This window comes from Pseudoalteromonas sp. S1727, assembly GCF_005886375.1.
Classification (GTDB): domain Bacteria; phylum Pseudomonadota; class Gammaproteobacteria; order Enterobacterales; family Alteromonadaceae; genus Pseudoalteromonas; species Pseudoalteromonas haloplanktis.
The window spans coordinates 1-13,917 of sequence record NZ_PNDT01000061.1 but is presented as its reverse complement, the minus strand read 5'-3'; the positions used below and the strand labels follow the sequence as shown (position 1 = coordinate 13,917).

Below are 13,917 nucleotides of genomic sequence, written 5' to 3'. Positions count from 1 at the left end.
TTATCTCTTCATCTTTGTTTTAATTGATTTTATCAGATCTTTACTGTGTTTTTTACGATAACTATTAAATACTAACTGTCGATAACGCACATCGGAGTATAACTGTGCAAATTGTTCAATATATATTCGTTTCTCTGGCTGTTTATGTGCCGCATAGTCTAAAAACTGCAATGGTGTTTGGTTTTGCTTAGCAACAATGCCTTGTTTTTCACACCAATTAACTAGTTTAAGATAGTCTTTGGTCAGAGCATGTTTGGGCTCCGAGGATTTTTTTGGCCACGATAAGTACACAAAATAACAAATAAATGTCATGCACACTGTTGCAATCACAATCAGTGAAATCTGCCACAGTTTCTTGTTGCCAAACAACTTGTTTAACAAGGAGGCCTGTTTTTGCTGATCAAACCCTAACACCCAGCTAGTCCATTGGTAATCAAGGTTTTCAAGTTTGAGTCTGAGCCAATTAAAGCCAGCTATATTGCTTAACCTCAATAGGCCAAAACTTAAGTTACTGGTAAATTCATTATTCAGTTGTGTATGCTGTGACAACGAACCATTTAATCGTTCAGGTGAAACCACAGCTGTTGCATCAAAAATCTGCCACCCTTTGTTTTTTATGTACACTTCGACCCAAGCATGTGCATCATATTGATAAACACTGAGATAACTATTTTGCTCATTGTATTCACCGCCTAAATAACCAGAAACAACACGCGCTGGAATGCCAACGCTTCTAAACATAAATGCAGCTGTACTGGCATAATGTCCGCAAAAACCACGTTTATTATTAAATAAAAATTGGTCTAAAGTATTGCTACCAGTAATTGGATCGGGTGTTAAGGTGTAACTGAATCCATTGTTGGCAAAGTACTCATATAAGGCTGAATAAAAAGCACCGTCATCCTTGTTTTGTTGCTCATATAAACGCTTAGCAAACGTTTGTGACTGAAGATTGGTCTCTTTTGCTAAATTTAGTTGGGCATTCTGATACTGTACTGAACGTGATAGAAGCGCTGACTCGAGTGGGTAACTTTGTGTGGTATAACTAATACTACTGGCTAAAAAACGTTTACGAAGTAATAATCCATCACTGGTTGTTTTGACGTCTTTATATGTTGAGCTCGAAAGTTGTAAACCATACAGCCAAGGTTTAGCGGCTGGCTCTGCAAATATTTGGTAACTAAATAAAGGTTCTGCGCCTAGCTTAGTGGTGTTTTGACCAATCACTTGTTTGGCTTTCAAAATGTCCGATATTAGCCAAGTTTTACCATCAAATTCGTCATGTATTATGGCACGCCAGTAGTAGGGGGGAGACGGCCTTTGCTCATCAAACTTTGCTCTAAAAACTAATTCATCTGAGTTAGATAATTGCGCAATGTCGAATGGGTCAACACTTTCTGATAATCCTGTTTTAGCCAGTTTAGGCCCTGGTAGCTGCCAAAATGCAGGTACTTTTGGTAGCAATAACAGTAAAAAAATCGAAATAGGTAACGCCAACAGCAATAATTTTAAACTCCCTTTAACGGCTATTTTTAAGTTATGTTTGGATTCAATTAAAGCCAAAACAGCAAAATTTAGAATGTATAAAAGGCTAATAATCAATGTTGCAAATAAACTTTGAGAAAATAGATAAACAGTAGACAGGCTAAAAAAGCTAAGTAGAGTAATTGTTTGATAGTGTTTTTTTGTCGTTGCTTGGAGTAATTTAAATAAGCTCGATAAAATCAGCATCGCCACGAACAACGTAACGGTATCGCTAAAGCCAACATCATAAAACAAAACAATCAAACTCAACCCGGCTAATGTATTTGCTAATAATGCATTAGGCTTATTACGCTTTAATAAGGTAACCGCAAGATTCCAAATACATAAACCCACTAACAGTGTATTAAATGCCAACGGGAGTTCAGTAAAGATAAAACTCAATACTAATATATAAACTATTGATAATGATAAATTAATTGCAGTTAAATTATTAACAACTCTCATGTTAATCCTTGGCTATTTTGGAAAAGCGACTGAGTGCTTCTAAGCAATTTTTACAGTGTTCTTTTCCTTCACTCACCTCGAATGAGATACTTTCTAATTGCAAACCATACGTTGTACCTTGCAAGTATGCTTGGCTGATCAAATAGCTCAATTGCTGAAGTCGAGATTCAGTACTTCCTTGTAACTGATTAAAATCAAAAAATACACTTTGCGCTGAGTAATTAACAAAATCCTTAACCATCAATTGCTGAGTTTTAGCATAATGTTTCCATGACACGCGTTTCAAATTCATACCAACTTGATGGGGAGTCAAGCCATCAAACTCATTGCTACCGTGCATATTCTTTTGATCGCCATCATCCATACTGTTTTTATTGTGCTGATGATTCTCTTGTTGTACAGGCTTACGTTGTTGCGGGTAAACAAAAACAGTCTGCGTTAATTGCATGTAGCTCCATGCCGATACTAAACCAAACGGATAGTGACTAATGATTTTTAAGCGCTGCAATGGGTAGGCACCGCGTTGATTCATCGGTAAATCTAAATGTATCAATTGCGAAGTAGGGGTTGTTTCATCAAACGTTGCGAGTATTTTTTTTTCGTAAATAAACTGCAGCGATTGGCATATTGTATCAGTCGAAAGCTCTAACTCTAGTTGTGCACACTGTGGGGCATAGTTAGCAATATGCCTTTTGTAATAAAGCCCTAAACCTCTAACATTGTTATAACCGAGCAATAATGAAAAAATCATTACAACTAGCATCAAATATGCCATCACTAAAATCAAATTATTTTGATAGTTAACAGCCAAGATAAAGTTAAGTATTGTTACGAGTAAAAAGCCACTACCTAGCTTGGAAGGTAAAATATAAATGTTGCTATGCGTTAATGTAAGCTGTTCAGTATTGTGTTTATTTTTAAGTAACAAACTGAAAAGCTTAGCTTTTAGATGAAAAAATAGTGTAGAGCGGGCAAGGTTGTTATTTTTTCGCATTACAAAGGTACAGTAACATCATTTAATAATTGGTTTAGCTGTTGTGCGCTAACATCATGATTTAAACCCAAGCGGTGCTCTGTTACGCTGGCAAATATGGTTTGAACATCATCGGGAGTGACAAAATCACGACCATCAATAAATGCCCATGCTTGTGCTGCTTTACCTAAAGCAATACTGGCGCGTGGAGAGAGCGCATTAGCAAATTGGTTATTCTTACGCGTGTATGAAACAAGCGCCAAGATATAATCAACAACCGGCTCACTCAAAGTAATAGTACTTACTTGTTTTTGTATTTCAATTAATTGTTCGGCGTTAATTCGTACGGGTAGGTGATCATAATCACGATTGTTTTGCCCTAAAATCAATTTCCTTTCAGCTTCTTTCGGTGGAAAACCTAAGCTAATGCGCATAAAAAAACGGTCTAATTGAGACTCTGGTAAAGGGTAAGTGCCTGATTGGTATAATGGATTTTGAGTAGCGATCACAAAGAATGGACTGGGCAGGGCGTATTTATCACCGTCCATAGTCACTTGGTATTCTTCCATCGCTTCTAATAATGCACTTTGTGTTTTTGGACCCGCACGGTTAATTTCATCAGCTAGCACGACTTGGCTAAAAACAGGCCCTTTATGAAATGTAAATTTATGTTCATTGGCATTAAAAATACTCGAACCGAGTATATCTGAAGGTAATAAATCACTGGTAAATTGCACGCGTTGATAGCTTAAACCTAATACCGCCGCGAGTGCGTGCGATAAAGTGGTTTTTCCCATACCTGGCAAATCTTCAATGAGTAAATGCCCTTGGCTAAACAAGCAAGTTAACGCGAGTTTGATTTGCTGTTGTTTGCCATAAATAACCTGAGATAAATCATCAATGATCGCTTGTACAGTGTGTTGCATAATAACCTTATGGTTTTGATGTGGGCTAAATAAGTTCTAGGCGTTTCATAACCGTATCGACTTTTTTGGCATTAAATGGTTTTGCAATAAAGCCTTTAGCGCCAAGTTCCCATGTATTTTGTACATTCTCAAGGCTATTGTGGCCTGAGCACATGACAACATGGGTGTGTGGGTAATTATCGTTTAGGTACTCAAGAATTTCAGTCCCGTCGGTGTCGGGTAATTCAATATCAAGGAAAATTACATTCGGGGATTTTTCATCAATCAGGCTTTTTGCAGATTCAAAATCGTTACTTTCGAGAATATCTTCAAAACCTAACTCAGTTAAGATTTGATTTAAGTAGTCACGTATATCTTGAACATCGTCAATTATTAGGATTGGTTCTAACGGGCGCACAAATTCCATATTGTTTACTTCTTGTGATACAGCTTAAATTGTATTTTTAATACTATGCTAAGCGATAATGAAGCTCAAGAAAGATACTCGAATTAAATCATATAATTCGCATAAACTCATACTAAGTCCGATACCGTCTAGTATTGGACTTAGTGGAAGTGGTAATGACGAAAAGCATTGCTTTAAACCTACTAACATTAACAGCCTATAAATTAGATTATGTTAAATTAAATAATTTACTTAGTATTGTCGATATTTCCCCGCTCAATGTTAAGTTGTTTATATCGCTATTAATCAGTTTTCCACTTGTGGCATCACTATTGGAACCCGACAATCAATAAGTAATTCAGAATTGACTACTGAATCTTGGGTGTATGATAACCCGAATGGTGATGGTAAGTTACTACAGTTCAGAATCTACGGCGCTGTGTAAAATCATAAATCGTGGGATGGTTTTTATTTTTGCTATGATGGTTATTTATCTGTGGTCACTACACGCTAAACATGGCTTTCAGCCATCGAGCTAACTCCCTAATTTAGTAAAGGTTAATATCATGAGCGCCCACAGCAAAACACCTTACTTCACTGACTTGCGACCAATTGAAACTCTTCTCGATTCTCTAAGTACTTTTTAAAGGTAATGCGAGCATGCCAAAGCTGTTCTTCAGATTGTGTTAGGTAAATTAATGGCCCTGAGGTTTCTTTTGCTAAGTGCAGCAGCTTGCTGTATTCGCGGGCGTCTATTTTGCCATCGGCAAAATAAGATTCGGCAACATGAATAAACTCATGGTCGTTATAAACGTCCATGTGCCAAATAAGCGAACGATACATATTAGCTGTCACCTCGGCAGATGCTGTGGTTTTGTTAAACAGCTGAACTTCGCTGTAAATTGAATTTCCCGTGATTGCTATACCAACTAAAGATAAAGTTGTGAGTGTCATCATCCATTTCATGCTCAACGCCTCATCATTACGTATGAGTATAAGTATAGAAGATGAATATTACATTTGATGTTTATTTAATCAATTAAGCTGCTAACGGCTATTTTTATAATTAATGGGTCTTGTTTTTACAGGTAATATTATGGAATGAGCTATTTATTGTTCCTGCGTAACTTTTTACAAGAAAAACAATAAATAGCTGATTTTACTAATGAAGTGCAGCGGTAAAGGGAATACTCTGGCAAATCTCGGCTTCCGCTATGAGTATTTCTTCTAAGCGGGTATCTACGTCATTTTTATCAAAATATTCGTAGGCTAATTCAACGAAGAGGTTTTTATGTTTTTCTTCTGATTTAGCAATAGCGACATAAAAATCTTTCTCTTTTCCAGCTGGCAGTGCTTGTGCAACTAAAGAGAAACGTTCATGTCCCCTCGCCTCTATCACTGCGCCAACGAGTAGCCTATCCATTAAAAACTCGTCACGGCCATTTCTAAAAACAGCACGTATTTGTTTTACGTAGGGATCTTTTTGGTCGTTACCTAGGTTAACGTCGCGGTCAAGGAGTAGTTTTAGCACTTGCTTGAAATGAATCATTTCTTCTAGTGCTAAATCGGTCATTGCTTTAACAAGCTTTCGGCGATCAGGGTAATGAGACAGCATAGACATAGCCATGCCAGATGCTTTTTTTTCTGCCGCGGCATGATCCTGTAAAAAGGTATCAAAATCCGCTAGCACGGCTTCGGTCCACGAAAACGGTGTATGGTATTTTAATTCAAACATAATTATTTTACCTAAAAACTAATGGCGCGATTTTAACGTAATTGAATTGCAAAATCTTGTAGTTGAGGCAATTTAACTAGCTATGATGCCTATTATCTACAATGGTTCTGCTACATTTAGTTTTATGGGTATAATTGTTTATCAATTTTACCATTTGCTGTTGATGAAATTTTCAGAGGGTGCTTTATTGCATTCCAAGCTGTGACCTTGCCACCTATATTCATTTTTTCAAACTGAGTGAGTGTTGTGCCTATTTGTAAGAATGCACAAAGTGCTGCAAAGCTATGCTTATCCGCGATATCAATAGACAAAAAGTCTTCCGGACGATTTGAAAAATAACGCTGGGCAGTATCTTTGTGTTCATCATAGCATCGTTGTAAGTAATCATCAGTTTCAAGATCATGGCTCGAAAAGTCACCAAAGGTATTTAAATAACAGCGCTTAATGTGTGGGTTGAACCCCCCATCCTCTCGCGTTAGGTTTTTATGCATGCGCTGCAATAGTTGGCGGATTGACGGCAACCATTTATCAAACGCTCGCTCTAGATAAATAAACTTTGCGTGTGGGTAAAGCTTATCAAGTTGTTGATAGTCATTAAAAATGGGCGTGTCAGCTATCACTTGTGCATCGGAGAAGGTTTTTTGAATGTATGCCGTATGCGCACATCTAAAACCTAACTGTAGAAAAGCATGACAAACACTGGTGGTTCCAGTTCGCGGCAAACCAATAATAAAAATTTTAGTTTTTGATTCCATAAGTGCTATTTATTGAGTCGGTTATCTTTTAAGTGTGAACCACAAAGCCAGTGTGAGTAACAACAGTGGATAGCAATTATTCTGCTCATGCTCTTGTTCTGGCTTAGGATAGATAATTTAGTATTAAAAAAATCGACCTAATAGTAAAGCAAGCGCGCTTAGCGCTAATGTCGCAAACGTAGCTAACATACCAATGACTCTCAGCTTTAGGGTGTTGTCGTAAATGGCAATGCTATGACAAACGCGACCAAACACCAGTAACATCCCTAAAATATGGCAGTAGTGACTGCTTAGCCCTTGAAACTCTGCTAAAAATATTAATATTAGTGCAAAAGGCACGTATTCAATAAAGTTCCCATGCGCGCGTGTAGCCCTTAGTAACTGCGGGTTATCGTCTGTGCCGAGTGAAATTTGATTAGATTTTCGCACTTTCACTACATTTATACTTAAATAAATATACATAAAAGCTAATACAGCTGCGTAGAAAGATATGATCACAAGAATAGTCCCCAATAGTTTTTACCATGATAACACAAGATTTATTCACGAATACCCAGCAGTCATGTTGATTTGTATGCTAACGTATTGTTTGCTTAACTTTCTAGGTTAACAGCCCTTAATTCACCAGATAAAAAGGATTGCCATGTTTACACCACGTAAAATTGCAGATAACTACCGAGAAATGATCAATAGTATTGGGTTTTACCCTTCAATGCTGGCTGTTGTATTTTTGTTGTTTGCGGTGTTCACTATGTCGATTGAATACACTGAAATAGTAAAAACGATAAAAAAATACTTGTCGGTTGTATTAGTGGATAGTGAAGAGAATGCGCGGACCATTTTAAGCACTTTGGCTGGCAGTATTATCTCGCTGACGGTGTTTAGCTTCTCTATGGTCATGATTGTATTAAATAGCGCCAGTGCAAGCTTGTCGCCTCGTGTTGTCCCTGGCCTTATTACTCGCAAGTCACATCAAATGGTGCTTGGGTTTTATTTGGGGAGTATAATTTATTCAATTATTATGCTGATCAACATCAAGCAGCTTGACGATAATACAGTGGCTATTCCGGCCCTTGGGGTTTTATTTTCGTTAATTTTTGGGCTGATCTCACTGGCACTGTTTGTGTATTTTATCCACTCAATTTCTAAAGCAATTCAAGTAGATAATGTGTTAAATGATTTATTTAAGCACACTAAAAATGTCATACAGCAAATTATTACGCGCCAGCAGCAACATAAAATTGATAACTTCCCTGATTTTGAGCATTGGTATTCTATCGGCAGTAGTACCGAAGGTTATTTTAAAGGGGCGCACAGCGATAAGTTATGTGCCATTTTGGCGGAACATAAGATTGAGTTATATATTGTGGTTAACCAAGGTTTTTTTACCGTTAAAGGTTACCCATTTTTAAAATGTAATCATGATTTAAGCCAAGATCCTGAACTACTCGAGAAGCTACTTAACTGTTTTATATTTTATATAGAAGAGTATATTAGCGACCATTATCGCTATGGGTTGACACAAATATCTGAAATAGCAGTTAAGGCAATGAGCCCAGGTATTAACGATCCTGGTACTGCGGTTAAAGCAATTGATATGCTGAGTATTTTACTGATTGAACGGTTAAAAATTAGTGATACTAATTACTCACTAAAACACAGTGATGGCTCACCATTATTGTATTTACACGAGACTTCATTTGATGAGCTGCTGCATGATAATTTCACCCCTATTCGTAATTACGCTAAAACCGATGGCTATGTAATGACCAATGTCTTAGAGGCGTTTAAAAACATACTGTTTATTGCCCATACAAATGACTCTGCAACCAAGAGTTTATTTAATTACTTAACGGCAATTGTTGATGATATAAACGAGCATATTAGTAATCAATATGACCGAAAAGAAGTGACTAATATGCTCAAAGCAATCGCTAGGATCAGCCCTGAACAAGGAGAGCAGTTGCTGGTGCGGTTTAAGCACCAGCATGAAGATAGCTAGTCGCTTATTTATCCTCAATTAAGTAAATCGCATAACTAGAAGCGCTAATTACTAACTCACCAGCATGGTAAGCGTCTGGCACAAAACTCCCCGATTCAGCGTCTACCATGTTGGCCATTTTGGCTCGCATATAAGGTTGTACATTCGTCTCTATTGGACTCATTGATGCACTGTATAGACCTTTAATTTTTACATCAAAGTCAGATGCAAACTCTTCGGCAGCACTTTTTGCATCTTTAATTGCCATTTCTTGTGCTTGCTGCTTTAATTCTTGAAATCTGCTAGATACAAATTGAGTTTGATTTATTTCGTTAATACCGCCACTGACCAAGTTTTGTAACAGCTGTGGGTATTTATCAATTTCTTTTAACGTCAAAGATAAACTGCGTGAGACTCTAAAACCAACAAATTCTTGTTTATTGGTTTCGCGATTGTATTGGTTTTCTCGATGAATGCTTATTTGCCCAGCGTTAATATCTTTGTCTAATACACCGGCTTGTTTTGCAAGTTTAATTGCTTTAGCCATGGTTGTATCTGCTTGTTGTTTTGCGGCCATAAGATCTTTATTCACCTCAACAATACCAACATCAAGCATAACATTATCAGCAGCGGTCGTAATTTTTGCTTGGCCTTGAATATAAATGTGTGGGGCATCTGGTGTACTGGCAGCAAATACATTGAAACTAAATGCTGCGGCTAACAATGGTAAATAACGCATAAATATCCTTAATAGTTTTAGTTTAGTTATTAGATACGGTACGCGGTTAATTTAAAATGAACAAGCCTAAAAAAACAGGCCGAAGCCTGTTTTTAATCATTCAAACATTAAATGCTACAACGTTTGTAATTACGATATTTTGGTAACCAATAATTTTTATTGATTGCTGCCCATAACATGTCATCACTTATCTCTAGTGCAGCGCCCTCTTCGATGGCTTTTTTAGCAACGCCGAACGCAATGCGCTTACTCAATGTTTCAATTTCGGTGAGTGCTGGTAGCAAGCTACCTTTACCTGTGTTTGCGCGTGGCGACGACTCCGCTAATATTTCGCTCGATACCATGAGCATTGCATCGGTAATGCGCGTCGCTTTTGCTGCGATCACACCTAAGCCAATACCAGGGAAAATATAGCTGTTATTACACTGCGGAATGACAAATGTCTCACCATTGTATAGAACAGGTGCAAATGGACTGCCGGTAGCAACAATAGCACAGCCCTGAGTCCAATTAATTACGTCTTCAGGCAATGCTTCAACTTGTTTAGATGGGTTACTTAATGGGAAAATGATCGGTTGCGCGCAACTTGCGTGCATAGCACGAATAACTTGCTCAGTGAATAAACCGGGTTGCCCTGACACACCTATTAAAATATCAGGCTCGCCGCAGTGCATTACATCAAGTAGTGAGGCGTATTCACCGCTGTATATCCAATCAGCTAACTTATCTTTTGGCTGTGCAAGTGCTTGTTGGAAATCACGTAATCCTTCCATGCCTTGGGTTAACAAGCCAAAACGGTCAACCATAAATACTTGACTGCGTGCTTGTTCATCTGAAATACCTTCTGAGATCATTTGCGTAATGATTTGTTCAGCAATACCACAACCTGCAGAACCTGCTCCAACAAAAACTACTTTCTGCTCAGACAGCTTTACGTTCTTCACTCGACATGCAGCAAGTAAAGACCCAACCGTCACTGCGGCAGTTCCTTGGATATCATCATTAAAGCTACAAATTTCATCGCGATAGCGTTTTAATAATGGCATTGCATTCGGTTGAGCAAAATCTTCAAATTGTAATAACACATTTGGCCAACGGCGCTTAACGGCTTTAATGAATAGATCTAAAAATTCATCGTATTCATCTTGTGCAATACGTTTATGACGTGCGCCCATATACATAGGATCATTGAGTAATTTTTCGTTATTCGTACCCACATCTAACATCACTGGCAGCGTATACGCAGGGCTGATACCACCACATGCGGTGTACAATGATAATTTACCAATTGGGATCCCCATACCACCAATACCTTGGTCGCCAAGGCCAAGAATACGTTCACCATCGGTAACAACAATCACTTTTACTTTACCTTTGGTGGCATTACGTAAAATATCGTCAATCTGATAGCGATCTTCGTATGAAATAAATAGACCACGGGCACTGCGGTAAATATCTGAGAATTTCTCACAGGCATCCCCCACCGTTGGGGTATATATAATTGGCAACATCTCTTCAAGATGATCGCGTACTAAGCGATAATAAAGCGTTTCATTATTATCTTGAATCGCACGTAGATAAATGTGTTTGTTTAAATTGTCCTGAAAACTTGAATATTGTTGGTAACAACGTTCAACTTGTTCTTCAATTGTTTCATAGCGAGGAGGCAGTAATCCTGCTAGGTTGAAACTTTCACGCTCTTTTTGTGTAAATGCGCTGCCTTTATTAAGTAGTGGTGTTTCAATCAGACCAGGGCCTGAATGGTGGATATAAAGATAATTTGGGTCTGTATTTGTAGTCATAAGTCCAAGCTTAACGATGTCTTTAAGTTGCGATCTGCCATTATTGCCGTTGCATATTAAAAAGCAATGACATTCAACCTTGTCAGACCATTAAAAGAAAACATTCGATGTGTGCTTAACACACGAATAAGTGGTAATTGTACATTAATTCACGACGTCTATTAAGGCTTATTAGCAGGCATTTCATGCTCTTTAAGCACAAAATTGTGCTCACTTAAAGCCACCCCTTCGCGACGCGGATCAGCAGCACCAAATAAGGTATCGTTAGTTACTTCGACGGCATGAAGTCCAGAGTTTAAATCAACTACTTTCACTGTATGTCCGCGTTTTTGTAGTTCAGGAACAATGGCTTCTAACGCAGTCCCTTTCTCTACGCTGGTGTAGCTATTACGGTTGGTTATTCTTGGTAAGTCGATTGCTTGTTGCGCAGTTAATTGCCAATCTAAGACGCCTATTACTACTTGCGCTACATAATTGATGATGCGACTACCACCAGGAGAACCAACGACTAAGCGTAAGCTGCCATCTTGATTAAACACCATCACAGGTGACATGGAACTACGTGGGCGTTTTCCCGCTTCAACACGATTCGCTAATAATTTGCCATTTTTACGTGGTGATAATGCAAAATCGGTTAGTTGGTTATTTAGAATATAGCCGTTAACCATGACAGTTGAGCCAAATGCCATTTCTATTGAGCTGGTCATGGATACTGCATTACCTTCACTATCAACTATCGATACATGAGTGGTCGATGGTAATTCATAGGCATCATCTTGTGCGTAACTAAGCCGTGGACGAGGTTGACCTGCAACGGCTTTTTCATCCCGTTCAGTGATCAGTTTTGCTCGTTGCTCTACATAGCGTTTATCAAGTAACTCGTGAGTGGGAATATCAGCAAAGTCAGGATCGCCCATATACACATTACGATCAGCAAACGCTAACCGTGACGCTTGGCTAAAGTAATGCAAAGCCTGCGCTGAATTAGGTTTAAACTGCCCCATGTTCTTATCTTCAAGTAGCGCTAGTATTTGTAAAACAGCGACACCACCGCTGCTAGGTGGTGCCATAGAGCACACTTTATAGGCATGATAAGGAGTGCACACGGCATCGCGTTGCTTACTTTGATAGTTGGCCAAATCAGTTAAGGCTAACGTGCCTGGCGCAACGGGTGAATGAGTAACAGCATTAACCATCTGCTTGGCGTTGTCGCCTTTATAAAAAGCATCAATTCCTTCAATGGCTATCCGTTTATATAAATCGGCTAGCGGCTGATTCTGCTTAATTGTACCTATCGCAAGTGGCTTGCCATCTGGAAAAAAATAATCACGGATCACCGGTAATTTAGTCACCCCTGGGTTTATTTGCTTGGCTAGTAACGCATGTAACCGTGGTGAAACTACAAACCCCTGTTCAGCAAGTTCAATGGCCGGTTTAAATAACTCAGCCCACGCAAGTTTGCCATATTGTTTATGAGCTTTAGCAAAGGCATGTAATAAACCAGGTACACCCACTGAGCGCCCCCCCACCACAGCTTCTATCCACGGTGCCGCGTTGCCATTTTTATCTAGAAATAATGTTTCATCAGCATGACTTGGGGCCGTTTCGCGACCATCGAAACTGGTCAGTCTATTGTCCTGTTTGTCATAATGCAGCATAAAAGTACCGCCACCAATTCCTGAGGATTGTGGCTCGACTAAAGTGAGTACAAGTTGCGTTGCTATTGCAGCATCTACAGCGCTACCACCTTGAGCAAGTATTGCTTGCCCTGCTTTTGCTGCATACGGATTTGCCGCAGCAACCATAAACTGTTTACCCGTTACCTGCTGTTTGTATTGATGACCGGTTGCCGCTTCTGGTTCGCGAATTTCTCTCGGGGATTGGCTGGCTAAAATGGGTAAAGCAAGCAGCGTTAAACTAAAGGCAACACTACGCTGAAAAGGTAAAGACATAAAAAAGCCTGATTTGCATTGAGATATTTGGCATCTTAAAGTTAAACGGGCACAATATGCAAAATTTTACTATGAAAATAAGAATAAAATGGTCAATTTACCACTGCAACCGCGTTATATTTTACCCCCTTTATGTTTAATGGCATTGAGTGCTTTATTAGCGGCATTGAATTTAAACGATGTTTTAGAGTTTAATCGCCAATTAATTGAGCAAGGCCAAGTTTGGCGCTTGTTGACCAGCCAATACGTTCATGCAAATTGGCCTCACCTAGGGCTAAATTGTACGGGCATTATATTGATATGGGCGCTGCATGCCGAGCATACAAAACCGACGCAGTATGCACTACACACTGTGTTTTTGGCTGCTTGGTGCGGGATTGGTATTTATTACTTTTGCCCAGACATTCGCATTTATACCGGTTTGAGTGCGCTATTACATGGTGTTATTGTTTGGGGAGCAATTAAAGATATTGATGCGGGTATGAAAACGGGCATATTACTTTTTATTGGTATTTGGCTCAAAATTGCCTACGAACAATTGAATGGCCCAAGTGCGGAAGTTGGAAAACTAATCGCTTCACGGGTAGCCATTGATGCGCATCTGATCGGCGCAATAGGTGGAATTGTGTTAGCACTGCCTCTCGTTATGACTTATTTAAAAAAACGCCAAGCTTAAGCTT

Annotated in this window: 13 protein-coding genes; 2 read left to right on the top strand and 11 right to left on the bottom strand. The window is 38.9% G+C overall.

Features of this window, described 5'->3' with window-relative positions; genetic code table 11:
- The 8 genes from CWB85_RS14340 to CWB85_RS14305 form a co-directional block, all read right to left on the bottom strand.
- The gene (locus CWB85_RS14340; RefSeq protein WP_138555260.1) at nucleotides 1-1,989 is read right to left on the bottom strand and encodes a transglutaminase TgpA family protein; all 1,989 of its coding nucleotides are present in this window, start codon (nucleotides 1,987-1,989) and stop codon (nucleotides 1-3) included.
- A gap of 1 nt (nucleotide 1,990) precedes the next feature.
- Nucleotides 1,991-2,752: a DUF58 domain-containing protein gene (locus CWB85_RS14335; RefSeq protein WP_171039019.1), complete on the bottom strand. Its 762-nt coding sequence runs from the start codon at nucleotides 2,750-2,752 to the stop codon at nucleotides 1,991-1,993.
- A 230-nt stretch (nucleotides 2,753-2,982) separates the two neighbouring features.
- Nucleotides 2,983-3,888: an AAA family ATPase gene (locus tag CWB85_RS14330; RefSeq protein ID WP_016707180.1), complete on the bottom strand. Its 906-nt coding sequence runs from the start codon at nucleotides 3,886-3,888 to the stop codon at nucleotides 2,983-2,985.
- Between the two features lie 25 nt (nucleotides 3,889-3,913).
- On the bottom strand, nucleotides 3,914-4,294 hold the full coding sequence (locus tag CWB85_RS14325; protein WP_016707179.1) for a response regulator: 381 nt from the start codon (nucleotides 4,292-4,294) through the stop codon (nucleotides 3,914-3,916).
- Between the two features lie 573 nt (nucleotides 4,295-4,867).
- The gene (locus CWB85_RS14320; RefSeq protein WP_016709734.1) at nucleotides 4,868-5,239 is read right to left on the bottom strand and encodes a hypothetical protein; all 372 of its coding nucleotides are present in this window, start codon (nucleotides 5,237-5,239) and stop codon (nucleotides 4,868-4,870) included.
- 196 nt (nucleotides 5,240-5,435) lie between these two features.
- On the bottom strand, nucleotides 5,436-6,008 hold the full coding sequence (locus tag CWB85_RS14315) for a MiaE family protein (protein WP_016709733.1): 573 nt from the start codon (nucleotides 6,006-6,008) through the stop codon (nucleotides 5,436-5,438).
- A gap of 122 nt (nucleotides 6,009-6,130) precedes the next feature.
- Nucleotides 6,131-6,763 (bottom strand): sulfotransferase family protein, encoded by a 633-nt coding sequence (locus CWB85_RS14310; protein WP_016709732.1) that lies wholly within the window; start codon nucleotides 6,761-6,763, stop codon nucleotides 6,131-6,133.
- Between the two features lie 123 nt (nucleotides 6,764-6,886).
- A complete protein-coding gene (locus tag CWB85_RS14305) occupies nucleotides 6,887-7,261 on the bottom strand; it encodes an MAPEG family protein (protein WP_016709731.1) in 375 nt (124 codons plus the stop codon).
- A 145-nt stretch (nucleotides 7,262-7,406) separates the two neighbouring features.
- On the opposite strand from CWB85_RS14305, the gene CWB85_RS14300 reads away from it, so the two are divergent.
- A complete protein-coding gene (locus CWB85_RS14300) occupies nucleotides 7,407-8,765 on the top strand; it encodes a DUF2254 domain-containing protein (protein WP_138555258.1) in 1,359 nt (452 codons plus the stop codon).
- Nucleotides 8,766-8,769: 4 nt separating this feature from the next.
- On the opposite strand, the gene CWB85_RS14295 is transcribed toward CWB85_RS14300, so the two are convergent.
- The 3 genes from CWB85_RS14295 to ggt all read right to left on the bottom strand — a co-directional run bounded on the left by CWB85_RS14295 (nucleotide 8,770) and on the right by ggt (nucleotide 13,237).
- Nucleotides 8,770-9,483, bottom strand: coding sequence for an SIMPL domain-containing protein (locus CWB85_RS14295; protein WP_138555257.1), 714 nt, complete (start codon nucleotides 9,481-9,483; stop codon nucleotides 8,770-8,772).
- A gap of 107 nt (nucleotides 9,484-9,590) precedes the next feature.
- The gene (locus CWB85_RS14290; protein ID WP_138555256.1) at nucleotides 9,591-11,285 is read right to left on the bottom strand and encodes an NAD-dependent malic enzyme; all 1,695 of its coding nucleotides are present in this window, start codon (nucleotides 11,283-11,285) and stop codon (nucleotides 9,591-9,593) included.
- Nucleotides 11,286-11,446: 161 nt separating this feature from the next.
- On the bottom strand, nucleotides 11,447-13,237 hold the full coding sequence (gene ggt / locus CWB85_RS14285) for a gamma-glutamyltransferase (protein ID WP_138555255.1): 1,791 nt from the start codon (nucleotides 13,235-13,237) through the stop codon (nucleotides 11,447-11,449).
- An 88-nt stretch (nucleotides 13,238-13,325) separates the two neighbouring features.
- On the opposite strand from ggt, the gene rrtA reads away from it, so the two are divergent.
- Nucleotides 13,326-13,913, top strand: a complete 588-nt coding sequence (gene rrtA, locus CWB85_RS14280; protein ID WP_138555254.1) for a rhombosortase — start codon at nucleotides 13,326-13,328, stop codon at nucleotides 13,911-13,913.
- The last annotated feature ends 4 nt before the right edge of the window (nucleotides 13,914-13,917 follow it).